Raw genomic sequence first — 23075 nt, forward strand, 5'->3', positions numbered from 1 at the left:
CAACACTGTTCGGAGGAAGGCATGCACGATTACGTTGTCATTGGAGGCGGTTCAGCGGGCTGCGCGTTGACCGGCCGCCTGATCGAGGCCGGCGCCTCGGTTCTGCTCATTGAGGCCGGCCCTCGAGATACTCATCCGCTGATCCACATCCCCGCCGGATTTACCCGGCTGTTGTCCAGCCCGCTGCTGTCGCGCCACGAAACCCAGCCGCAAACGGCCATGGACGGGCGCAAGCGCATTCTTCCCCAGGGTCGGGTGCTGGGCGGTGGGAGCTCGGTGAATGCGCTGATTTATATCCGCGGCCAGCACGAGGATTACGACGGCTGGGCAAGCAGCGGTTGCAATGGTTGGTCTTATCGCGAAGTACTGCCTTACTTCAAACGCGCCGAAGACAATGAACGCTTCGATAACCGCTATCACGCAACGGGCGGCCCGCTGGGTGTCTCAGACCTTAAGCAGGTTTGCGAACTGTCTCGCGGATTCGTGCGTGCTGCGCAGCAGGCCGGTATTCCCTTCACAGCGGACTTCAACGGTGAGCGCCAGAACGGCGTCGGCTTCAACCAAATCACCGCTCGCAACAATCGCCGTTGCAGTGCGGCTGTGGCTTATCTGCGCGAGGCTGAAAAGTCTGATCGCCTGACGATCATCACCGACGCCACCGTGCAACGAGTCCTGATCGAAGGCAATCAAGCGGTGGGGGTCGAGTACACCCACAAAGGCCAGTTGACGCAGGCACGTTGCAGTAAAGAAGTGATCCTCAGCGCTGGCGCCATTCAGTCACCCAAGCTATTGATGCTTTCCGGTATCGGTCCGGCCGAAGAACTTGAACGCCATGGCATTCCATTGCAGCATGCCTTACCCGGCGTCGGTCAGAACCTGCAGGACCATGCGGAAGTCGGCACCATCGCCTACTGCCATGGCAAGTACGGTTACTACGGCCAGGACAACGCCTTCAACACTGTCAAGAATGGTCTGCAGTACCTGATATTTGGCAGCGGCCCGGTTAGTTCGAACGTCACCGAAGCCTGTGCTTTCGTCAACACCGACGATGCGCAGGAACGGCCAAACGCCCAGATGCACTTCGTGCCTATCGTGTTTTTCGACCTCGATCAGGAGACGATCAAAAAGCCCGGCGCAACCATCAATACCTGCGTATTACGCCCCATGAGCCGCGGCGAAATTGGTCTGACCGACAGCAAGGTCAACACGCCACCGCGTATTGATCCACGTTATTTCGCCCACCCGGAAGATCGCCGTGTAGCAATCAAAGGCTTGAACCTGTCACGCGAGATCCTCGCCCAACCGGCGATGCGCAAGTACACCGGCGAAGAGGTCTTTCCTGGGTTGAGCATACGCAGCGATGAAGCATTGCTGAGTTACATCAACCAGCGCGCCAAGACCGTTTACCACCCGGTGGGCACGTGCAAGATGGGTGACGACGAGATGGCGGTCGTCGATCCTGAATTGCGTGTTCGCGGTCTGCGCAACCTGCGAGTGGTCGATGCCTCAATCATGCCCAACCTGATCTCCGGCAATACCAATGCACCGTCAATCATGATCGGCGAAAAAGCCGCGGACATGATTCTCGGGCGATCCGCGTTGCCAGCCTCCGCATCCCACCTTTGAAAGAGGAATTTCGTCGTGCCTATCAGCGGTAAAACCCAAGTAGTCGTTCATCTCACCTACCCGGCTAAACACCTGCGTACCCCCGAGTTTTTCAACCCGCTGCTGGAACGTCTCGGTTATGACGGCGTGCTGGTGCCTTGGGAAGTGTCGCCGGCCAACCTGACTACGGCGTGGGAAGGTTTGCGCGGGATTGAAAACCTGGCGGGGGTGATTGTCACCGTTCCGCACAAACTGGAGGTGGCGAAATTGTGCGATGAACTCAAAGGCACCGCCAGTCTGCTGAAGGTGTGCAACGTTGCCAAGCGCCTGCCCGACGGGCGCTTCAGCGGACGCATGTTCGATGGCGACGGCTTTGTCGGCGGCCTGAAAAAACAAGGCCATGACCTTCGCAACAAGCGTGTGTTGTTGCTAGGAGCAGGTGGCGCGGCCACCGGTATCGCCCACGCGTTACTCGCCGAAGATATTCAAGAACTGGTAATCAGCAACCGCACTCCGGCCAAGGCCGAAGAGTTGGCCTGCGAGCTGCGGCAGATTTTCCCCAATCAGCAGGTCAATGCCGGACCCGCCGACGCGACCGGTTTTGATGTGGTGATTAACGGCACAGCCCTGGGCCTGAAAGCGCAGGACCCTCTGCCGCTGCCCGTCGAGACCCTAGCTCCCGGCACGGTGGTCGGCGAAGTGGTGATGAACCCGGACATCACGCCGCTGCTGCGCGCCGCCGCCGAGCGTGGCTGCATCATCCATAAAGGCGCGCACATGATCACTGGCCAGATCGATCTGCTGGCCGAGTTTCTGTTTTCCAAAACCGGCGTTTAAACGCCCTCCTCTCAGACATAAGGAAAAACCATGAAAAAGACTGCAATCGTGACCGGCGGCGGCTCCGGCATCGGCCTCGCTACGGCACAACGCCTGCACGCGGACGGCTATGAAGTATTCACCGTAGGGCTCGGTGAACCCGAGCAACGCATCGAGGGCATTCACTACCAGGAACTGGACGTGACCAACGACGAGGCAGTAACCGCGTTCTTCGAGCAGTTCGAGCGCGTCGACGCCATCGTCAACGCCGCCGGCATCATTGACCACAATCGTGAGTGGGAGCTCGAAGGCTTCAGTCGCGTCATGGACGTCAATCTCACCGCCGTGTTGCGCATTACCAACGCCGCCCTGCCCGGCCTGAAGGCTGCTCGGGGTGCGGTGGTGAATTTCGCCTCGATGTGGGGGATTTTCGGCTCCGCCAAGACCCCGGCCTACGCGTCGAGCAAAGCGGCCATCTCCGAACTGACACGCTGCATGGCGGTGGCGTGGGCGACCGATGGCGTGCGGGCCAATGCCGTCGCACCGGGCTGGATTCTGACGAATCTGTCGCGTCGTGCGTTTGAAGACCCGGTCCGCTCGGAAGGTATCCTGGCGCGCATTCCGATGAAAAGCTGGGGAGCACCGGAAGACATCGCCAATGTAATCGCCTTCCTGGTGTCGGATAACGCGCGCTACGTGACGGGCACAACGTTGCCGGTAGATGGCGGGTATTCGATCGCCTGATGCCCTCTCGTCGATTGAGCGCTTGACCGTTTAAAAACATGATATATCATGCATCATAACAAGACCGAGGCGTCGGCACCCTGTCGCCGAGCCTCGAATAACAATAAGCAGTGAAGTGAGAGGTGCTGAATGAATCTGGTTTTCGGCTCGCCCGGACGGTACGTCCAGGGCACTGAAGTGCTCGCTCAGGCGGGTACTTATCTGGCGCACTGCGGACGCAAGGCCGTGGTGGTCATCGACAGTTATGTGCTGGGCCTTATCCGGCAACGACTCGATGACACCTGCGCGCAATCCGATGTCGAGTTGCACTACATCACCTTCGACGGCGAGATCACTGCCGATGGGATTGCCGGCCTGAGGATGGCCGCCTCGGAGATTGAGTTCGACATGATCCTGGCCGTCGGTGGCGGCAAGTGCATCGACGCCGGCAAGGCCCTCGCCCACACCTCGGGTCGTGCGCTGATCACCATGCCCACCGTGGCGTCCAACGACGCCCCAACCTCCAAGAACTACGTGGTCTACGACGCTCATCATCAACTGAGCGAAGTCGGTCACCTGCTCGTCAGCCCTCGCTACGTGCTGGTGGACACCTCACTGATTGCCCAAGCACCGCGTCAGTTTTTGCTGGCCGGTATCGCCGATGCCCTGACCAAAAAGTTCGAAGCCGAGCAGTGCTACAAATCCGGTGGCGTGAACATGTTTGGCGCACGCCCCGCGCTGTCGGGGCTGGTGCTGGCGCGCGAGTGTTATCACATCATTCGCAAATACGCCGAACCGGCGCTGGCCCAGGCCGGTACTGGCGAGGTAACTGTTGCCTTTGATCACTTGGTTGAAGCCGTGCTTTTGATGAGCGGCCTGGGGTTCGAAAGCGGTGGCCTGTCCATTGCCCACGCGATGACGCGCGGGCTGTCGAAAATCCCCGGTGCACAACAGCAAGTTCATGGCTGGCAAGTGGCTTATGGCTTGCTGGTGCAGTTGGTGCTTGAGGACCGCGATGCCGAACTTATGGGCGACATGTTGAGTTTCTATCAACGTATCGGCTTGCCCCGCAACCTGACCGAACTCGGCGTACTCGACGTCGATGATTCGGTGCTGATGCAAGTGGCCGAGCCCACTCTGAAAGCCCCTCACGCGCGCAATTTTGCCTCGGTATCAGGCGGCGCACTGACGTCTGACGAGCTGATCGGTGCGATGCGCGCGCTTGAGGGCCTGACCCACTGAGCACTGACTCAAGAGCTCCGTTGAACACACAACCACCCCGTTGAAGTTCAAACCCCGCCACTGAGATTCAACTTCAACAAATTCATGCCTGTGATTGGAGGTAGAGATGTCTGCACCCCGCAAAACACTCGAACAGTGGAAAGCCAGTAACTTTGTGCCTTCCGCCGAGACTGTGATCAAGTTGAAAGACCGGGCGAAATTCGTTCGCTTGGAAACAATCCGCCTGATTGAAATCGCCAAGACCGGCCATTACACCTCGGTGTTTTCTGCCGCCGAATTGTTCTCCGCGCTGTACTACGACGTGATGACGATTCGCCCCGACGAACCGAAATGGCCGGGCCGCGACCGCTTCCTGATGGGCAAGGGCCACGCCGCCGTGGGCCAGTTCCCGATTCTTGCGGACCTTGGCGTGTTCCCCAAGGAGTGGCTCGATGAATACACCCGCCTGGGCAGCCCTCTGGGCGATCACCCTGACATGCGCAAGGTGCCCGGCATCGACTTCTCTTCAGGCTCTATCGGGCACGCCCTCTCCGGCGGCCTGGGCATGTGCCTGGCACAGCGATTCACCGGCGAAGTCTACGACGTGTTCGTCATGCTCGGAGACGGTGAAATGCAAGAAGGCCAGGTCTGGGAAGCCGCGATGAGCGCTGCCCATCACAAAGCCAAACACCTGATCGCAATTGTCGACCGCAACGGCTTCCAACTCGACGGCTCGGTGGACGACGTGATCGGCATCGAACCGCTGGACGAAAAATGGCGGGCCTTCGGTTGGGAAGTGCATGTCATGGACGGCCACAACATTGCCGAAGTGACCGAAACCTTGCGTCGGGTGAAAGCCGATGAAAGCCGCGACAAGCCGGTGTGCATCATCGCCAAAACCGTCAAAGGCAAAGGCGTTTCCTACATGGAAACCGAACCGGGCTGGCACCTCGGTTACCTCGACCCGGAAGACGCCAAACGCGCTATCGCTGAAATTGAAGCCATGGAGATCTGATCATGAATGCCCCTCTTTCCCCCAATTCCTGGCAGTACCGTGGCCTCAACGCCCTCAACCCGGGCCTGTCTTATTTGTCCGACGCGCTGATCGAACTGACCAAAGCCGGCTACCCGGTGATGGCCGGCTCGGCTGACTTGCAGTACTCCAACGGCCTGAACAAATTTGCCAGTGAGTACCCTGAGCGTTACCTGCAGTTCGGTATCTCTGAGCAGAACATGGTGACAGCCGCCGCTGGCCTGGCCACCTGCGGCGTGATGCCGTTCGTGGCGACCTTCGCTTCGTTCCTCGGCTTGCTGTGTTGTGAGCAGATCCGCATGGACGTGGCTTACTCCGCGCAACCGGTGCGTCTGATCGGGCACCACACCGGCATTTCCCTAGGCTTCTACGGCACCTCACACCACGCCACCGAAGACATCGCCACCATGCGCTCGATCGCCGACCTGGCGGTGGTGTCGCCAGCGGACGGCGCCCAACTGGCGGCTGCGATCAAAGCCTCGGCTACCTACGACAAGCCGGTGTATTTCCGCATCGGTCGCGGTCGCGATCCGATCGTTTACGACGACAGCGTGGTCTTCGAGTTCGGCAAGGCCCATGAGCACATCGAAGGTGAGGAACTGACCATCATCGCCTGCGGCATCACGGTGCATGCGGCCCTAACCGCCGCTCGCAAAATGAACGCTGAAGGGCGTTCCGTGGGCGTGATCGACATGGCGTCGATCAAACCGATCGACCGTGACGCCATCCTGCGCGCCGCTGCCCGCAGCAAACGCATGATGACCGTCGAAGAGCACAACGTGCTGGGTGGCCTGGGTGCGGCAGTAGCTGAAGTCCTGTCGGACGAAGGCGCCGGCGTGAAGCTCAAGCGCCATGGCATCTACGACGAGTACAGCCTGATCGCCCCGCCGACGCACCTGTATGAGCACTACAAGCTGGATGCCGCCGGTATCGAGGAAGTGGCGCTGGCACATATGAAAGCCTGATCAGCTTTCAGGAGCGAGGTTTTCCCCATCGCGGGCAAACTTCGCCCCAGCATTTTCGTCGTATTGGACACCTCTTTTCCTCAGGGAGCCTCACGCAATTCACCTCCACCGACCACACCCCGTGGTTTATGAAGTATCTCGGAGCCAACAATGAATAACATCACCGAGACCATGTCCGATTACTCGACCGGACAGGCCAAAACACCTACATCCCTGCGCAGAAAGTCATTGATGGCCACCGGCATCGGCAACTTGCTGGAGTGGTTTGACTGGACTATCTATACCGTCGCGTCGGTGTATATCGCCGCCGCACTCTTCGATAAAAGCAACGCAACTTCTGCACTACTGAACACCCTCGCGGTATTTGCTGCGGGGTTTCTGTTAAGGCCGATTGGTGGCATCTTCTTCGGCATCCTCGCCGACAAACTGGGCAGACGCGTGGTGTTGCTCAGTACCATGTTGTTGATGGCTGGCGCGAGTCTGCTGATCGCCTTTATTCCCTCTTATGAATCGGTTGGCAGTTGGGCTTCAGGACTGTTGCTGCTGGCCAGGCTGGTACAAGGTTTTGCCCATGGCGGTGAAACCACCACGTCCTACGCCTACATCGCTGAAATTGCACCGCCGAAACGCCGGGGACTGTGGTCAAGCACAGTGTTTATCGCGGTGGGCTGCGGCTCCTTGCTGGCGACGTTCTACATGGCATTGCTGACGTCACTGTTGTCCGTGAGTGAAATGCAGGAATGGGGCTGGCGTATCCCCTTCGCGACGGGTGGTCTGTTGGCCGTCTTCGCCTTGTGGCTGCGTCGCAACATGATGGAAAGCGAACACTCGCCGAGCGCTGGCGGTGAATCAACAACGCCGGCCTGGAGCCGTGGCAAGATCATCCAGCACGGCATTCGTCTGTTTCTTTATGAAGCCGGTGCCACGTTGACCTACTACACCTGGGTCACCTCGGCCTCGATCTACGCCATCAGTGTCAAAGGCATGGACCCACGCAGTGCATTTACCATGAGCTGCATTGCACAGGTCATTTACCTGGTATTCCTGCCGATCTCCGGTTGGATATCGGACCTGTGGGGGCGGAAGATTTCAGCGTTGATTTCCTTGCTGGGGATTGCCGCCACGCTGTTTCCGCTGTGGGGTCTGATTTCCAGCGAACCGTGGACTTTGATGGTGGCGCAGACGGCGGGCCTGTTGTTGGTGGCCTTCATCACCGGGTGTAAACCGGCATCGATCTCCGAGCAGATCCCAACCCGCTATCGCACTCGAATGTTTGGGGTGTGTATCTCTCTGGGCGTTGCGGTGTTCGGTGGTACAGCCTCCTATCTGACGACCTGGCTGTACTCGGAAAATATGGGGTGGATCTTCAACATCTATTTGATCGTTGTCGCGGTCATTGCCAGTGCCGTGGTGTTGATGTGGAAAAACAACCACGGTGTGCCGATCGACAAAATTTGAACCTCGTTGTTTGTTATGACCCATTGCGGGCAAGCCCGCCCTTACAGGCATCTCATAACCTGTGAGGGCGGGCTTGCCCGCAACGTACTTCAATTGTCGTTACCTACCCCCCCAACGCATTCACCAACGCCGCTTGATTCTGCCACTGTGCGGTCTTGACCTGCGACAGCGCATTCTGCGCCGTCAGTTGCACCCGCTGAGCCTGCAATACATCAAGGAACGGCGTCTCTCCGGCCCGCCATGCCCGCTGAATCTGCTCGGCAGCTGAGCTGGCTTGACTGGCCGCACTGGCCAGGAAAGTCTGACGTTCGGCATTGCGTTGCGCAGCAGCCAAGGCTGACTCCACCTCGGAAACGGCCGTCAGCACGGTGCGTCGATAGCTCAGCAACGCCTGACGCGCTTCGGCATCCCGAAGATCGACCACGTTACGCCGACGTCCGCCATCGAACACCGGAACGGTGGCATTCAAACCTGCCAACCAGAACGTCGAACTGGCCAGATTGGCGGCGCTCACACCGTCAATCAAAGACCCCAGGGCCGCTGACAGGCTCAAGCGCGGCAACAGATCCGCCTTGGCCACACCGACTCGCGCATAGGCCGCAATCAAACGTGCTTCGGCGGCGCGTATATCGGGACGCCGACGTAACAGATCCGCAGGCGTACCAGCGTCCAGCAACGACACCGTCGAGATCTTCGCCGGACTCTCCTTGAACTGCTGATAAAGCGTCTCGGTCGGCTGGGCGAGCAGCACCGACAAGCGATGCAGCGAACGTTGCCAGTTCAGTTGCAGCGCTGGCACTTGGGCCGCGGTGGAATCCGACTGCGAACGGGCGCGAAGCAAGTCCGCTTCAGGACTGTCCCCAGCCGCATACAGCTGCTCAGTCAGCTGCAAGGTCTCAGCCTGGCTGGCCGCACTTTGCTTGACGATCGCCAGGCGCTCCTCCAGCCCTCGCGCTTCGGCATAGGCCTGGACCACTTCAGTGATCAGCGCCACACGCACACCCCGCGCCTCTTCCTCTGTCGCGTTGAGGTCGGCGTCGGCAGCGCGCACACCTTCACGGATGCGGCCGAACAGATCGATTTCCCAGGCCGCACTTAACCCCAATGAGGTCGGCTCGGTGATCAGCGAGTCGGTGAAACCCGCCTGGTCAGCCGAGATACGCTGACGCGCCACACTGGCCCCCAGATCGACCTGGGGACTGCCAGAAGCACCGGCAATGTTGCGCAGTGCGCGACCGGCATCGATCCGCGCCAACGCAATCTGCAGGTCAAGGTTTTCCCCTTGGGCGCGCTCCACCAAACGGTCGAGTAACGGGTCTTGATAAAGCTTCCACCAATTGTCGGTCGCGCTGGCGGGTACGGCCGCTTGAGCGTTGACGAAACTGTCGACCGGCAAGTCGCTTTTGGGCGGCATGACCGGGGAGGTACAGGCGCTCAGTAGCGCGGCCCCAAGTAACAGACCTGGAACGCTGAGATAGTTATTCATGGGCCACGCCCTGTTCAGAATGTTGGGTTTTAGGCTGTGCCTGACGCTCGCCACCGGCCATTCGGCGGATCAACACATAGAAGACCGGAGTGAACAGCAAACCGAACAGCGTAACGCCGATCATTCCGAAGAACACCGCCGAACCGACTGCCTGACGCATCTCGGAACCCGCGCCCTCGGACATCACCAGCGGCAACACACCCAGAACGAAGGCCAGCGAGGTCATCAGAATCGGTCGCAAGCGAAGACGACACGCCTCGACGACCGCATCAACGATGCCTTGCCCCTCTTTCTCCTGCTGCCTTGCCACTTCGACGATCAGAATCGCGTTCTTCGCCGCCAGTCCCACCAGTACGATAAAACCGATCTGAGTCAGGATATTGATGTCCTGCCCCATCAGACGTACGCCACCGGCAGCCGCCAGCAGACACATCGGCACGATCAACAGAATCGCCAGTGGCAGACTCCAGCTGCCGTACTGTGCCGCCAGTACCAGGTAGACAAAAATCACACACAACGGGAACACCAGGAGGCCCATGTTGCCGGCAGTGGTTTGCTGATAGCTCAGATCAGTCCACTGATAGGTGATGCCGGCTGGCAGCGTCTCATTAGCCAGACGTTCCATCGTCTTGATCCCGAACTCGGAACCCAGTCCCGGCAACGTATCGCCGTTGATTTCCGCAGTAGGAAACAGGTTGTAGCGCGGGAATCGCTCCACACCCAGAGCCTCATGCAGACGCGTCACGCTGGCAATCGGCACCATCTGACCGGCATCGTTGCGCACTTTGACCCGAGACAGATCCTCTGGCGTGACCCTGTACGGCAAGTCCGCCTGCGCCGTCACTCGATAAGTACGTCCCACGAGGTTGAAATCGTTGATGTAGGACGAGCCAAAGTACGTTTCAATTGCCTGGTTGATCTGGCTGCTTGGCACGCCCAGCATTTCGGCGCGTTCGCGATCCAGCTCAACGAACACCTGTGGCGTCCGGGCCGAGAACGGTGAATAGACGCCGGTCATGCCTTGAGTGGCGTTGGCGGCAGCAATCAGGTCGTCGGTTGCCTTGGCCAATGCTTCGGTACCCAACCCGGCAATATCCTGCAAACGCATGGAAAAGCCGCCCGTGCTACCCAACCCTTGAACCGGTGGTGGCGTGGCGACAATTACCGTTGCGCCGCTGACCGCTTTCAAACGTTCGCGCAAATCTTCGGCGATCTTGTCCGACGTCAACCCGTGCAACTTACGCACGGACCACGGCTGGAATACGGGCGCCAGACCGGCCGAGTTCGATGAGCTGGTACCGGTCACCATCGAGAAACCGGAAAATGTCGGTACTCGATCCACCCCCGGCACATCCAGGGCGATCGCCTCGATCTGCTGAGAAATTTCGTTGGTCCGCTCCAGAGAGGCACCGTCAGGGAGCTGCACGATGACCACCAGGTAGCCACGATCCTGAACCGGGATGAAGCCTTTGGGCGTCGACACCATCAGGTAAGCGGTCGCGGCAATCAGCACCGCGTAGATCGCCAGCATCAACGGAGTTTTTGCCACGAGGCCACGCACGCTGCCGGCGTAGCCTGAAGAGAGTTTCAGGAAGCCGCTGTTGAAGCCATCAGCGGCACGCTTGAGCATACCAAAGACGCCTTTTTTCGGCTTCTGATGGGCTTCAGGATCATGTCGACGCAGAATCATCGCCGCCAACGCTGGAGACAGCGTGACCGAATTGAACAGCGAGATCGCTGTGGCCACCGCAATCGTGATCCCGAACTGGCGGAAGAACTCACCAGAGATACCCGGAATGAACGCGGTCGGAATAAACACCGCACACAACACCAGGGTAATGGCGATCAACGCGCCGCCGATTTCCTGCATGGTCACGATGGTCGCTTCCAGCGGGTTCTTGCCATCAGCCAGATGCCGCTCGACGTTCTCCACCACCACAATGGCGTTGTCGACCACGATCCCCACGGCCAGCACCAGCCCGAACAGAGTCAGGTTGTTGATCGAGTAGCCGAGCATCGCCATGACCGCGAAGGTGCCGACCAGAGACACGGGGATGGCCAGGATCGGAATGATCGACGGCCGCCAGCCTTGCAAAAAGACCATGATCACCAGCACCACGAGGATGACGGCCTCGTAGATGGTCTTGCCCAGCTCACCGATACTGTCGGCAATAAACGCCGTCGGGTTGTAACCGATGCTGTATTCGATGCCTTCCGGGAATTCCTTACCGATTTTTTCCATGGTCTCTTCGACCACTTTCATGGTTGCCAAGGCATTGGCGCCGGGACGTTGCAGCACTTGCAGGCCGATGGCCGGGTTACGCAAGTAATAGGTGTTGTTGACGTACGCCAGCCCGGCGATTTCCGTGCGTGCGACATCCTTGAGGCGCACAAGACGCCCGGCAGTACCCGACTTGAGAACGATGTTATCGAAGTCGGCTGGCTCTTTCAGTCGCCCCTCGAAAATCAGGTTTGGCTGAAACGCCTGGGACGCCACCGGGGGTTGGGCGATCACGCCGCCGGCCACCTGGGTGTTTTGCGAACGCACAGCGGCGATGATCTCTGCCGGCGTCAGGTTGAAGGCCGCAACGCGCTCTGGATCGAGCCAGATGCGCATTGAATATTCGCGAGCCCCCAGCGGGTTGATGTCGCCGACACCGTCGATACGCTTGAGGACATCAGCGACGTTACGGATCGCGAAATTCGACACATACAACTGATCGTAGGTGCCCTTCGGCGACGAGATGAAAATCGTCGACAGCTGCGTCGGCGAAGACTTGCGCACCGTCACACCACTGCGCTGTACCGGTTCCGGTAGACGCGGGGTGGCCAGCGCCACACGGTTCTGCACCAACACCTGTGCCTTGTCGACATCAGTGCCGGCCTTGAACGTTACGGTCAGGTTCAGGCTGCCATCGGAAGTCGCCTGACTGTACATGTAAAGCATGTCTTCAACGCCGTTGACCTCCTGCTCGATAGGAATCGCCAGGGTCTCGGCCACGGTCTGTGCCGAGGCGCCGGGATAGGTCGCGGTGACGACCACGGTGGGTGGTGCGATGTCCGGATATTCCGAAGTCGGCAAGACCAGATATGCCAACCCACCGATAATCATCAGGACGATGGACAGCACAATAGCCAATACCGGTTGTTCGATGGACGTTCGTCCCAGGCTCATAGCGGCGCCTCCTGGTTGCCCGTCGCTTTCGCGGCCTGCGCCAGCGAACGATCCTGAGCCGTTGCCGTATCACCGGCCCGCACGCGTTGCAGGCCATCGACAATCACCCGGTCCTGCGCCTGCAAGCCGCTGGCGATTTCGCGCAAACCGTCATGCAGTTTGCCGAGCGTTACAGGGCGAACTTCGACCTTGTTCTGCACATTGAGCACATAGACGACTTTGCGGGTTGCATCGACGGTGATCGCGGTGTCCGGCAGCAACAATGCCGGGTAAGCCGCCTGGCTGGAGAACTGCACCCGGCCAAATTGCCCCGGGCTCAACTGCAGGTCTTTATTGCTGACCCGGGCACGCTGGCGCAAGGTGCCGGTGGACGGGTCGAGTCGATTGTCGATGAAGTCCATGCGCCCGGTCATGCTCGGTTCGGCTTCACCCGGCAAGGCAATCCGCACCTGGCTCTGGTTGGCAGCGGTCTTCGCCTGGCGACGGTATTTGAGGTAGCTCTGCTCATCGATATCAAAGTAGATATCAATCGGGTCAATCGAAACGATGGTGGTCAGCAACGTGGCGCTGCTGTTGCCGCCGTTGACCAGGTTGCCCTCGCTGATCAGCTTGCGGCTAATGCGACCGCTCATGGGCGCGGTGATACGGGTGAACTCCAACTCCAGCTTGGCATTGGTCAATGCACCTTCGGCACTCAGGACTTCAGCTTGCGCCGCCTGACGTGCTTGCAAGCGTTGATCGTAGAGGCTACGGGCGATGGTTTTAGATTCGATCAGGACGTTGGCCCGAGCAAATTCCTGCTCGGCCAACGCCAGTTGCGAACGAACCTGAGCCAGTTTGCCCTGCGCCTGTACCACAGCAGCCTGGAACGAGCGCGAATCGATCACGAACAGCAAGTCGCCCTTCCTGACGATGGCGCCATCCTGAAATGCGACCTTCTCAAGATAGCCGCTGACCCGCGAGCGAACTTCCACCGAATCGGTAGCCTCGAACCGACCGGTAAAACTATCCCAATCGGTGATCATCGACTTGACCGGCTGACTGACCGTAACGCTCGGGGCCGCCGCCAGGTTGCTGGCGTTATCCGGACCACAGCCGGTCAGGGCCGCCACCAGCGCAAAGCTGACAGCGGAAAAAGCCACGCCTTTGATAACCTTCGCTCTGATCGGGGGCGATGATGTCGACTCCCCTGCTTTATTCGAGTTCACTTTAGTATTCTCCGCAGTTGGCCACTGAATGAAAGTCACTCCATAGCCAAAAAAAATTCATAGAACTAAATATCAGTTCATATATGCGAATATCGACGTCGACACCAATATGGCGACTTAACCTACGACAGCTCGCTCATTCAGTGCTTTATTACGGTCGACAAAGGCGCCGGATTCTTCTGCATGAACTACAGATGCCGCAGAAAGAGCAGTCAGGATGGCGAACAGTGCAACGGATTTTTTGAAGTAATTCATTTATGGTGATCTCGATAGTGATTATGATGAAATGGATTTTCCGTCACCACGCCGCAAAGATAAACCACAGGAATACGAAAAGAATATTGACTAAAAGACACGAATTAACACTTTAAAAAAATAAAACCAAACCCTTACCGCACAAATAGACGGCAGACTATGTGAACAAATTGACAATTACTTGTGAATCACATTCACTAATAATTGTAGGGCGTAGCATGTGAGAAATTTTTCAACAAAAGGAAAGGGGAGATTAGATATGGCTTCAATAAAGCCGGATTATTGAGGAGAAATAAGATAGCCGTGTAGGTATTTCGCTTAAAATATCAGCGGCGCCCCCCAACGATGTATTTGATTTCAAGGTAATCCTCGACTCCATACTTTGAGCCTTTACGTTCGAGTCCTGACACCGCCATCGAAAGGTGCCACTTCCGTCGATATCAACCCGTACAAAATCCCGATGATTCCGCACTCCAGCGCCTTGGCAACTCGCGTAACCTGCCCACATCACGACCGTACAAATAACGATGCAAGCACGAACTCAAAGGTTCGCGCTTGAGTGCTGAAATGGGACAGCGATACCAACGGAACGCATGTCTCGTCGGAAAACACCTTCGACTCCCCTGGCACGCTCACTAGGATGGTCGATAACCACTGCCCTCGTGGATAACGCCCCCTCCGATGAGAACAAAGACCCCGAGCTCTAAAGCATCAGCCACATGCTCCTCGGCACTGTTTTGGGCGCGTGGTGCGTCTGAGGGGTGTGGTGATGCACAATCATCGCCGTCAATGCTGGAGACAGGGTTACAGAGTTGAGCAGCAAGATTGCTGTCGCTGCCGCGATGGTGAGTGCGGGCCACATCCTTCAGACGCACCACGGTGTTGATGTCTGCTGCAGTCAGATTAAAGGCCGCGACGGGTTCCGGATCGAGCCAGATACGCATCGAGTAATCTGCTTGTGTGAAGAGGAAAAAGTTATTGAAACTAATTAAAAAGGAGATGACCGGGTGGCCATCTCCCCAAACCTCTGTCAGCGATCAATGCCCCCCAGGCAGAGGTATTTGATTTCAAGATAGTCTTCGATTCCGTACTTGGAGCCCTCACGACCAAGCCCCGACGACTTCACACCTCCGAACGGCGCCACTTCCGTCGATATCAACCCTTCATTGATCCCGACGATGCCACATTCAAGCGCCTCGGCCACCCGCATGATCCGACCGATATCACGGCTGTAGAAATACGACGCCAGGCCGAACTCGGTGTCGTTGGCCATCTCAATGGCTTGCGCCTCGGTGCTGAAACGGAACAACGGTGCCACGGGACCGAACGTCTCCTCACGGAACACCTTTGACTCCCTTGGCACGTTCACCAGGATCGTCGGCCTGTAGAAACTGCCCCCCAATGGATGACGCTCGCCACCTACCAGGACAGAGGCTCCGCGCTCAACGGCATCGGCGACATGCTCCTCAGCCTTACGCACGGCGGCCTCGTCAATCAGTGGGCCGATCGTCACGCCCTCCTCAAAACCGTTACCTACTTTCATGGCGTCGACGGCGGATTTCAGTTTGGCGGCGAAAGCATCATAAATACCGTCCTGGACCAGCAGACGGTTAGCGCACACACACGTCTGCCCTGCGTTTCGGTACTTGGACGCGAGCGCACCCTGAACAGCAGCATCAAGATCAGCATCGTCAAACACGATAAAAGGCGCATTGCCGCCGAGTTCCATGCTGGTCTTTTTGATCGTGGGTGCGCATTGGGCCAACAGTGTGGCACCGACCTCGGTGCTGCCGGTGAAGGACAGTTTGCGCACGTCCGGGTTGGAGGTCAGCTCGGCGCCGATTTCACTGCCGGGCCCGGTAATCACGTTGCACACGCCGGCAGGCAGACCGGCGCGCTCGGCCAACACTGCAATTGCGATCGCCGAAAAAGGTGTCTGACTGGCAGGACGCAATACACCGGTGCAACCGGCCGCCCAGCCTGGCCCGGCCTTGCGAGTAATCATCGCTGCGGGGAAGTTCCACGGGGTAATCGCGGCAAACACGCCGATGGGTTCTTTCTGAACGATGATGCGGCTGGTCGTTGAATGGGAGGCGATGGTATCGCCATAAACACGCTTGCCCTCCTCCGCGAACCATTCAATGAATGACGCGGCATAGGTGATCTCGCCACGACTTTCGGCCAGCGGCTTGCCTTGTTCGGCTGTCATGATCCGCGCAAGGTCTTCGCGGTGGGTGATCATCAACTCGAACAAGTGGCGCAGTTTGACCGCGCGCTCTTTGGCGGTGAGCGCTCGCCACGCCGGTTGCGCGCGTTTGGCGGCGGCGATGGCCAGGGCGGTCTCACTGGCCCCAAATGAAGGCACGCGCCCCAGTACCTTACCGGTGGCGGGGTTAGTAACGGTGATGCTGCGTCCCTCACCCACCTCCAGCCACAGGCCATTGATGAAGTTCGCCTCACGGAACAACGTGGGGTCGTCGAGCGTTGCCAGGAAGTTTGTATCGGCCATGCTGTTACTCCTCAAAATTCAATGACCTGACGCACTGCGCTGCCGTCATGCAAGCGGTCGAAACCTTCGTTGATGTCGTCCAGTTTGAGTCTGCCGCTCAACAGCCGATCCACCGGCAGTCGACCATCACGATAGAGCTCGATGAACCGCGGAATATCGCGGATCGGCACACAAGTACCGATGTAGCTGCCCTTGAGCGTGCGCTCCTCGCCCACCAACTGAACCACGTTGACCGACAGTGCCGAACCTGGCGGCGGCAGGCCTGCAGTCACGGTCATACCACCGCGCTTGGTCATTTTCATGGCGTTATCGAGTGCCCGGATCGAACCGGCCATTTCGAACACGTAGTCGGCGCCGCCGCCGGTCAGTTGCAGTACCTGCTCAACGGCGTCCGGATCGCCGCCGTTGACCACCGCGGTCGCGCCGACGTCTTTGGCCAGGGCGAGCTTCTCCGGTGAAAGGTCAACGGCAATGATTTTGCTCGCCCCGGCCGCCCGTGCACCCAGCACTGACGCCAGGCCGACACCACCCAGACCAATCACCACGGCGGTTGAGCCGACCCGCAATTGCGCGGTATTGACCACGGCGCCGACCCCCGTCAACACAGCACAACCAAAAAGCGCCGCTTCGACAAAGGGCAGATCGCGGTCGATTTTGACCACCGAGTTGCGCGACACCACGGCGTATTCGGCAAATGCCGAGACCCCCAAATGATGATGCACGTGACCAGCAGGATCGCTCAAACGCACTGAACCGTTGATCAGCGTACCCGCCGCATTCGCTTTCGCACCCGGTTCACAGAGGGCCGGGCGACCTTCGGCGCACGGAAGACAATGGCCGCAACTGGGCATGAACACCATGACCACGTGATCCCCCAGTTCAAGGTCACTGACCCCTTCGCCCAATGCTTCGACGACCCCGGCCGCCTCATGGCCGAGCGCCATGGGCATCGGCCGAGGGCGATCGCCATTAATCACCGAGAGATCGGAATGACAAAGGCCAGCGGCACGAATACGCACCAGTACTTCTCCTGGCCCCGGGGGCGCCAGTTCGATTGTCTCAATCACAATCGGCTTGCTCTGGGCATAAGGCGGCTTGACATTCATGTGTCTTAGAACAGCAGCTCTGACTTGCATCTTTCGTCTCCGACGCAGCTGGACTCGATAGTGAGTACCCACCACTATGCCGCAGGCAGCCCGTGTCAGAAACGCATCGCCGGGCGCAGCTGTTTGGAATTGAATTCGCAAAACCTGCGCTCTGGATGCACTTATAGTGGCGACGTTGTCACTCTTACGTTGCTGGACGCCGCATGTCAGAACTCCCTCATCAAGTCGTCACCGACCCATCGCGCGGAACACGAATCCGTATCGTGTTTGTATGCGCTGCTCGCTCCTCCCTTACAGCGGGTCTGGCTTTTGGTTTGGCCCTCCTGTTGCAGCTCCATCAACCGTTGTGGGCGCCTGTCTCAGCCTTGATCACCAGCAAGGAAAATCTGGGTGACACCTTTTCCGAGTTCTGTAATCGGGTGATTGGCACAGCTCTAGGAGCGACACTGGCGATCGCCTGTCAGATGCTCATGCAACATCTGCACCTGGCGACTTCTATCGAGTTAATGATCGTCACGGCTGTGACTGCGGCGGTAATCGCCAATCGTCCCAAATGGCGAGTTGGGTTGTGGACTGCGGTCATCATCCTGTTGAGCAAGGACGTAGGCTCGGCCATCTGGGAGACAGGATTAATGCGTTTTCTGGAGGTAACACTTGGCTCGACGACGGCTATCGTGATCGCAGCACTTGAAACGAGAGTCAGGCGGCTCTGGCCTGATTCCACAAGGCACTGAGCGGCGAGTCAGGGTACGTCTAATCAGCTCCCAAGCGCTCTGGTTAAAACACAGTTGTTATTTCAATTCTCAAATCTTGTGCCCCCCCGCAGCGTTCTCCGCAATCAGTTCAATGCTTATCCTGAACCCACAAACAACATCGCAGCGTCCCCTGAAAAGGACACCTGAATGAGGGTTTCAAGATGACCGAAGCAAGCACCCGAAAAAAACTGGTAGAGGCTGCGCCCCATGCCTCGTTTGATCTCGATGCGATCGTCAAGACGTTCCCCGAGACCGCCGACACGCTGCTGGTTGATTCAAGGCTGACCGACGAAGACGAGGCCAGCGCCCGGGTCTTTCGTGTCTACCACCCGACACCTGCGCATTACCACGCGACCTGTGATGAATACCTCATCGTTATGTCCGGGCGCGCTACGTTTTTCATGGGAGACCGTGAACCGTTCGAAGTCGGTCCCGGCGAGATGTTGTTCTTCAAGAAATTCACCATCCACGGCATGCCAGAGATCCTCGAGCATCCACTGTTCATGGTGTCTGTCGATACGCCACGGCGCGACCCCAGCGACATCATCTTCGTCGACCCGACCGCGGGCACCGCTGCTTCCTTCGTCAAGGCTCTGTCATGAACACCCATCAACTGGAGATTTTTGCGACGTTTCCGGTTGAGCGCCCGGGCAACCCGACCGTGATGCCGGATGGGCGGGTGCTGGTGTCGGTATCCGCCATCATCGCGCCGGACATCTCGGTGCGTGCGGTGGCCCGGGAGGGTCAGCATCCGGCCTACCCCAATGAAACCTGGGCGGGCAAACCGGGTACGGACGGTCGAGGGATGTCCGCTGTGATCGGCATCCGCACCGACCCTCAGGGGATCGTCTGGATACTCGATATGGGCGGACCGGGCCTACAGCCGCGCCTCATCGCCTGGAACGATCAAGAAGATCGCCTGCACCGCCTGATCGTGCTACCGCAGAACGTGCTTCGCCCAAGCTCTTTCACTCAGGACTTCGTGATCGATTGGCGGCATCAGCGCATTTACATCGCCGACATGACGATGAACCCCAATGGTGAAAGCGACTACCCGGCCATTGTCGTGGTCGACCTGCAAACAGGTCTTTCATGGCGATCGCTTGAGTGCTACCCGGGGTTGATGCCTGGAGATGTGCCGCTGATGATCGGTGGAAAAGCCCTTTCACGGCGCACGCCAGAAGGCGAAGTCATTCCTTACCGCTACGGCCTCAATCCCATCGCGATCGACCCGCTGGGCCGCTGGGTTTATTTCGGTTCGATGTCCGCACGCAAGGTCTATCGGGTATCAACCGGAGTCCTCGCGGAACCCGCCGACATCGCACCGCTGAGCGAGGCTGTTGAGTACTGGTGCGACAAGCCTCATTGCGACGGGTTTGATGTCGACGCAGAGGGCAACGTCTATGTCACCGACATCGCGAATAATGCGATCGGGCTGGCGTCACCTGCCGGCTACCGCATTCTTGCCCAGGACGATCGATTGCTCGCCTGGCCGGACGGCGTTGAGCTCGATGCCCAGGGGGAATGGCTCTACATCACGGCTAACCAGTTGCACCGCCACCCACTGCTCAATGCAGGTGAGGACGACAGCCAACCACCGTTTCATGTTCTGCGTTTGCGGGTGAGCGCACCGATGGAGTTGAGCGCAACACCATGAGCAATAGCCCCGCTGTGTCAGTTGTTATTGCACTGCTGTTGATGACGGCCAGCGCTGTAGGCTTGCTGCTGACTGAAGGCGGTACGGGTATCGGCATTTCGATCTACGCCGTGGTGGCGATCGCGGCCATAACGCTCTCGCGAGCCAGGCCGGCCCAATGGCCGGGCTGCCTGTTCGACGTGGCGAATTCCTCACGAACCGTGTTGGCCCACCGCTTACTGACCCAATTGGCTGCTCTGGTTTGCTTGCTGCTGGCCCAATGTTTGAGCGGGCGAGTTTCGCAAACCCTGTCGGTTGCAGGTCTTCTACTGTTCATCCATACCTTGGTGCTGGCGCACGTGCCCCATCTTTTGAGACCACGAAGGGCGGACTGATCGATGACGGCAAAAACCTCGTTGTCGGAGCACCCCGGAATGCCCGCCAATAAACAATCGACAGCCCCTGGGCGCCTTTCGCTGCTGATGGGTCCCGGACTGTTGATTGCAGTGGGTTACATGGATCCCGGCAACTGGGCTACCGGAATCGCTGCCGGCGCTCAGTTCGGTTACAGCCTGCTGTTCATGGTGGTGTTGTCGAGTCTGGCGGCCATGCTTTTGCAAACACTGGCTTTGCGTCTGGGCGTCGTCACAGGTCAGGATCTTGCCCAGACCTGTCGTCTTCGCTACGGCCGACAAGCCACACTCGCGCACTGGGCAATGGCGGAGATAGCCATCGTCGCCACCGACATCGCCGAGGTCCTGGGTGCGGCGCTGGCGTTCAAATTACTGTTCAACCTGCCACTGACCGTCGGCATCGTGCTGACCGCTGTCAGCACACTGGTCATCCTCGGCTTGAAGGGTGCCGCCAGTGGCCGAGTGCAGAAGATCGTCCTGGCGCTGGTGGCGACCATTGTCCTGTGCTTTGCCATTGAGCTGGCTCTGATCACGCTCGATACCAACGCCATGTTTCAGGGGTTCATTCCGTCATTGGACACGCTGGCTCAGCCAGGGGCGCTGTTCATCGCGGTGGGCATCATCGGCGCCACCGTCATGCCCCACAATCTGTACCTGCATTCATCACTGGCCCGGTCCGATAGCGTCACACATGACGGTGAGCAGATAAAACAGTCCCTGCACCGGGGTTCCAACGATACGATCCGCGCGCTTTCAATTGCGGCCGCCGTGCAAGTTGCCATTCTGCTGGTGGCCGCCGCCGTCTTCCACGACAGCGGGCACACTAGCATTGGCGGGATCGAGCAGGCCCATCAATTACTGGCCCCCCTGACAGGTGTGGCCATCTCCGCTGTGCTGTTCGCCCTGGCACTGCTCGCCTCAGGTCAAAGCGCGACGTTGACCGGCACCCTCGCCGGCCAGGTCGTGCTCGAAGGGTTCTTGAAACTGAAGGTTTCATTGTGGAAACAGCGCGTAGTCACACGTCTGCTGGCCATGGTGCCAGCGTTGTGCGGGATTCTCTGGCTGGGCGACTCCGCGTTGGGTGATCTGTTGGTGTTTTCTCAGGTGGTGTTGTCAGTGCAGCTGCCGTTTGCGGTCTATCCGTTGATTCGTTTCACCAGCGATAAAACGCTGATGGGCGATTTTGCTATCTCACGCCCGGTCGCCTTTATGGCCTGGTGTATTTTCCTGCTGATCAGCGCCGCCAATCTCTGGTTGGTTACATCAGTCATTCTTTGAATGCCCTCCTCCCATACAGGTAAAAACATGAGTGAAGTCCGTATCTTGATTAGCATTGCACGTCCTGCCGAACAGGTATGGGCGCTACTTGGCGGGTTTGATTGGCTACCTCGCTGGCTCAATGTCATCGCAAGCAGCACCCTCAGTGATGGCGGACGTTTGCGTCACCTGAAAACCGCCGACGGTGCGATCATTGTCGAGCGTTTGCTCACGTTCGACGAAGACGAAAAGCACTACAGCTACGCCCTGCTTGAGGGGCCTTCGCCAGTCACTGATTATGTAGGCACGATGTCAGCGAAGGACGATGGCAACGGGGGGACACTGGCGTCCTGGTCCAGCACTTTTCTCGTCCAGGGCGCAGATGAGGCCGAGGTCATCGGGCATTTCGAGGCACTTTACCTCGCAGGGCTGGAGCGCCTGAAAGCGGTCGTCGAATCCACGGACTGACGACGGTACGCGGCTCACCCCCGATTCATGAACGCTTGCAGTCGCGGCACCATAAAGTCGAGGAACGTTCGGATACGCTGGGGCACATGCTGTCCTCCCTGATACAGCGCATGGACTTCCTCGCAGTCATGGCCGGTTTGCGCGAGTAGCTCGATCAACCGGCCAGCGGCGAGATCCTCATCGATGTGAAAGTCCGCCAATCGGGCAATCCCCACCCCCGCGATAGCCATACGCCTAACGGTCTCGCCATTGTTGGCTTGCAGGTTGCCCTGGACGATCCGATCAACGATGCGGCCACTCTGATGCATGGGCCACACGGGGCTGGAACGCCGAAAGTTGAAGCTCAGACAATTATGCTCGGCGAGGTCTTCGAGGGTGTCGGGAAGGCCGTATTTTTCCAGATATGCCGGGGATGCAACGATCTTTCGCCGAGCGATACCGATCTTTCTCGCTCGTAGCGTTGAATCATTTAATACACCTACCCGGAAGGCAATGTCGGTTCGATCTAGGTACATGTCGACGATGTCATCGGACAAGGACAGGTTGATCTGAATGTTAGGATGGGCTTCCCAGAAGGCCGGCAAGTTGGGTTCGATTGCCAGCGTGCCAAACGCTACCGATGCATTGATTCGCACGGTTCCGCGTGCTTTCTGTGCGCCTTGTGCCAACACTCTTTCGACATCATCGAGTTCTGCCAGCAAAGCGTTACTGCGTTCGTAGTAAATACGTCCCTCATCGGTCAGCGACAGTTTACGTGTGGAGCGCTCGAGCAGACGAACGCCCAGACGCAACTCCAGACGAACAATCAGCTTACTGACTGTTGATGGTGTCATCAGCATCTGACGCGCCGCTTGCGAAAAGCTGCCGGCATCGACGACCCGCACAAATACCAGCATCTCGCCCGCTCTGTTATCCACGTCATTTCTCCACTTCATCGATTAGTGAAAAAATATCACAAGCGACACGGAAGGATACGTCGGAATAGT

General features: G+C 58.4%; 21 protein-coding genes. 13 read left to right on the plus strand and 8 right to left on the minus strand.

Features of this window, described 5'->3' with window-relative positions:
- Nucleotides 1-21 precede the first annotated feature (21 nt).
- The 7 genes from ACA063_RS15565 (at nucleotide 22) to ACA063_RS15595 (ending at nucleotide 7821) form a co-directional block, all read left to right on the plus strand.
- Nucleotides 22-1626 carry a GMC family oxidoreductase gene (locus ACA063_RS15565; RefSeq protein ID WP_497662354.1) on the plus strand — a complete coding sequence of 535 codons (1605 nt, stop codon included), beginning with the start codon at nucleotides 22-24 and terminating at the stop codon, nucleotides 1624-1626.
- 15 nt (nucleotides 1627-1641) lie between these two features.
- A complete protein-coding gene (locus ACA063_RS15570) occupies nucleotides 1642-2442 on the plus strand; it encodes a shikimate dehydrogenase family protein (protein ID WP_497440885.1) in 801 nt (266 codons plus the stop codon).
- A 30-nt stretch (nucleotides 2443-2472) separates the two neighbouring features.
- Complete coding sequence (locus ACA063_RS15575; protein WP_497662355.1) at nucleotides 2473-3165, plus strand: SDR family NAD(P)-dependent oxidoreductase; 693 nt, start codon at nucleotides 2473-2475, stop codon at nucleotides 3163-3165.
- Nucleotides 3166-3294: 129 nt separating this feature from the next.
- Entirely contained in the window at nucleotides 3295-4386 is a 1092-nt protein-coding gene (locus tag ACA063_RS15580; protein ID WP_497662356.1) for a glycerol dehydrogenase, read from the plus strand.
- A gap of 106 nt (nucleotides 4387-4492) precedes the next feature.
- A complete protein-coding gene (locus tag ACA063_RS15585) occupies nucleotides 4493-5380 on the plus strand; it encodes a transketolase (RefSeq protein ID WP_497662357.1) in 888 nt (295 codons plus the stop codon).
- A gap of 2 nt (nucleotides 5381-5382) precedes the next feature.
- Complete coding sequence (locus ACA063_RS15590) at nucleotides 5383-6363, plus strand: transketolase family protein (protein ID WP_497440882.1); 981 nt, start codon at nucleotides 5383-5385, stop codon at nucleotides 6361-6363.
- 150 nt (nucleotides 6364-6513) lie between these two features.
- Nucleotides 6514-7821, plus strand: a complete 1308-nt coding sequence (locus ACA063_RS15595) for an MFS transporter (protein ID WP_497662358.1) — start codon at nucleotides 6514-6516, stop codon at nucleotides 7819-7821.
- Nucleotides 7822-7924: 103 nt separating this feature from the next.
- Here ACA063_RS15595 and ACA063_RS15600 read toward each other — a convergent pair whose 3' ends face one another.
- The 7 genes from ACA063_RS15600 to ACA063_RS15630 form a co-directional block, all read right to left on the minus strand.
- Entirely contained in the window at nucleotides 7925-9307 is a 1383-nt protein-coding gene (locus ACA063_RS15600; protein ID WP_497662359.1) for an efflux transporter outer membrane subunit, read from the minus strand.
- Entirely contained in the window at nucleotides 9300-12482 is a 3183-nt protein-coding gene (locus tag ACA063_RS15605; RefSeq protein ID WP_497662360.1) for an efflux RND transporter permease subunit, read from the minus strand. The genes ACA063_RS15600 and ACA063_RS15605 overlap by 8 nt, the downstream gene beginning before the upstream one ends.
- A complete protein-coding gene (locus ACA063_RS15610) occupies nucleotides 12479-13624 on the minus strand; it encodes an efflux RND transporter periplasmic adaptor subunit (RefSeq protein WP_497662361.1) in 1146 nt (381 codons plus the stop codon). The genes ACA063_RS15605 and ACA063_RS15610 overlap by 4 nt, the downstream gene beginning before the upstream one ends.
- 183 nt (nucleotides 13625-13807) lie before the next feature.
- Nucleotides 13808-13945, minus strand: coding sequence for a hypothetical protein (locus tag ACA063_RS15615; RefSeq protein ID WP_497662362.1), 138 nt, complete (start codon nucleotides 13943-13945; stop codon nucleotides 13808-13810).
- 635 nt (nucleotides 13946-14580) lie between these two features.
- Complete coding sequence (locus ACA063_RS15620; protein WP_497662363.1) at nucleotides 14581-14889, minus strand: hypothetical protein; 309 nt, start codon at nucleotides 14887-14889, stop codon at nucleotides 14581-14583.
- A gap of 86 nt (nucleotides 14890-14975) precedes the next feature.
- Complete coding sequence (gene gabD, locus ACA063_RS15625) at nucleotides 14976-16454, minus strand: NADP-dependent succinate-semialdehyde dehydrogenase (protein ID WP_497662364.1); 1479 nt, start codon at nucleotides 16452-16454, stop codon at nucleotides 14976-14978.
- 11 nt (nucleotides 16455-16465) lie between these two features.
- A complete protein-coding gene (locus ACA063_RS15630) occupies nucleotides 16466-17590 on the minus strand; it encodes a zinc-dependent alcohol dehydrogenase family protein (RefSeq protein WP_497662365.1) in 1125 nt (374 codons plus the stop codon).
- Between the two features lie 173 nt (nucleotides 17591-17763).
- Here ACA063_RS15630 and ACA063_RS15635 point away from each other — a divergent pair, with 173 nt between their 5' ends.
- The 6 genes from ACA063_RS15635 to ACA063_RS15660 all read left to right on the plus strand — a co-directional run bounded on the left by ACA063_RS15635 (nucleotide 17764) and on the right by ACA063_RS15660 (nucleotide 22089).
- Nucleotides 17764-18294 carry an FUSC family protein gene (locus ACA063_RS15635; RefSeq protein WP_497662366.1) on the plus strand — a complete coding sequence of 177 codons (531 nt, stop codon included), beginning with the start codon at nucleotides 17764-17766 and terminating at the stop codon, nucleotides 18292-18294.
- Between the two features lie 182 nt (nucleotides 18295-18476).
- Nucleotides 18477-18917 carry a cupin domain-containing protein gene (locus tag ACA063_RS15640; RefSeq protein ID WP_497662367.1) on the plus strand — a complete coding sequence of 147 codons (441 nt, stop codon included), beginning with the start codon at nucleotides 18477-18479 and terminating at the stop codon, nucleotides 18915-18917.
- Nucleotides 18914-19972, plus strand: coding sequence for an L-dopachrome tautomerase-related protein (locus ACA063_RS15645; protein ID WP_497662368.1), 1059 nt, complete (start codon nucleotides 18914-18916; stop codon nucleotides 19970-19972). The genes ACA063_RS15640 and ACA063_RS15645 overlap by 4 nt, the downstream gene beginning before the upstream one ends.
- Nucleotides 19969-20346 carry a hypothetical protein gene (locus ACA063_RS15650; RefSeq protein WP_497662369.1) on the plus strand — a complete coding sequence of 126 codons (378 nt, stop codon included), beginning with the start codon at nucleotides 19969-19971 and terminating at the stop codon, nucleotides 20344-20346. The genes ACA063_RS15645 and ACA063_RS15650 overlap by 4 nt, the downstream gene beginning before the upstream one ends.
- A gap of 39 nt (nucleotides 20347-20385) precedes the next feature.
- Nucleotides 20386-21642, plus strand: coding sequence for an Nramp family divalent metal transporter (locus ACA063_RS15655; protein WP_497662370.1), 1257 nt, complete (start codon nucleotides 20386-20388; stop codon nucleotides 21640-21642).
- Nucleotides 21643-21669: 27 nt separating this feature from the next.
- A complete protein-coding gene (locus tag ACA063_RS15660; RefSeq protein WP_497662371.1) occupies nucleotides 21670-22089 on the plus strand; it encodes an SRPBCC family protein in 420 nt (139 codons plus the stop codon).
- Between the two features lie 14 nt (nucleotides 22090-22103).
- Here the strand turns inward: ACA063_RS15660 and ACA063_RS15665 are convergent, their stop codons facing one another.
- Nucleotides 22104-23006, minus strand: a complete 903-nt coding sequence (locus ACA063_RS15665; protein ID WP_497440861.1) for a LysR family transcriptional regulator — start codon at nucleotides 23004-23006, stop codon at nucleotides 22104-22106.
- Between the last annotated feature and the right edge of the window lie 69 nt (nucleotides 23007-23075).

It is taken from the genome of Pseudomonas sp. LBUM1643 (genome assembly GCF_059716215.1).

Bases quoted from the DNA above. Each gene is read 5' to 3' on its own strand.
- ACA063_RS15565 (WP_497662354.1), top strand. From the start codon at position 22: ATGCACGATTACGTTGTCATTGGAGGCGGTTCAGCGGGCTGCGCGTTG.
- ACA063_RS15575 (WP_497662355.1), top strand. From the start codon at position 2,473: ATGAAAAAGACTGCAATCGTGACCGGCGGCGGCTCCGGCATCGGCCTC.
- ACA063_RS15580 (WP_497662356.1), top strand. From the start codon at position 3,295: ATGAATCTGGTTTTCGGCTCGCCCGGACGGTACGTCCAGGGCACTGAA.
- ACA063_RS15585 (WP_497662357.1), top strand. From the start codon at position 4,493: ATGTCTGCACCCCGCAAAACACTCGAACAGTGGAAAGCCAGTAACTTT.
- ACA063_RS15590 (WP_497440882.1), top strand. From the start codon at position 5,383: ATGAATGCCCCTCTTTCCCCCAATTCCTGGCAGTACCGTGGCCTCAAC.
- ACA063_RS15595 (WP_497662358.1), top strand. From the start codon at position 6,514: ATGAATAACATCACCGAGACCATGTCCGATTACTCGACCGGACAGGCC.
- ACA063_RS15600 (WP_497662359.1), bottom strand. From the start codon at position 9,307: ATGAATAACTATCTCAGCGTTCCAGGTCTGTTACTTGGGGCCGCGCTA.
- ACA063_RS15605 (WP_497662360.1), bottom strand. From the start codon at position 12,482: ATGAGCCTGGGACGAACGTCCATCGAACAACCGGTATTGGCTATTGTG.
- ACA063_RS15615 (WP_497662362.1), bottom strand. From the start codon at position 13,945: ATGAATTACTTCAAAAAATCCGTTGCACTGTTCGCCATCCTGACTGCT.
- ACA063_RS15620 (WP_497662363.1), bottom strand. From the start codon at position 14,889: ATGCGTATCTGGCTCGATCCGGAACCCGTCGCGGCCTTTAATCTGACT.
- gabD (WP_497662364.1), bottom strand. From the start codon at position 16,454: ATGGCCGATACAAACTTCCTGGCAACGCTCGACGACCCCACGTTGTTC.
- ACA063_RS15630 (WP_497662365.1), bottom strand. From the start codon at position 17,590: ATGCAAGTCAGAGCTGCTGTTCTAAGACACATGAATGTCAAGCCGCCT.
- ACA063_RS15635 (WP_497662366.1), top strand. From the start codon at position 17,764: ATGTCAGAACTCCCTCATCAAGTCGTCACCGACCCATCGCGCGGAACA.
- ACA063_RS15640 (WP_497662367.1), top strand. From the start codon at position 18,477: ATGACCGAAGCAAGCACCCGAAAAAAACTGGTAGAGGCTGCGCCCCAT.
- ACA063_RS15645 (WP_497662368.1), top strand. From the start codon at position 18,914: ATGAACACCCATCAACTGGAGATTTTTGCGACGTTTCCGGTTGAGCGC.
- ACA063_RS15650 (WP_497662369.1), top strand. From the start codon at position 19,969: ATGAGCAATAGCCCCGCTGTGTCAGTTGTTATTGCACTGCTGTTGATG.
- ACA063_RS15655 (WP_497662370.1), top strand. From the start codon at position 20,386: ATGCCCGCCAATAAACAATCGACAGCCCCTGGGCGCCTTTCGCTGCTG.
- ACA063_RS15660 (WP_497662371.1), top strand. From the start codon at position 21,670: ATGAGTGAAGTCCGTATCTTGATTAGCATTGCACGTCCTGCCGAACAG.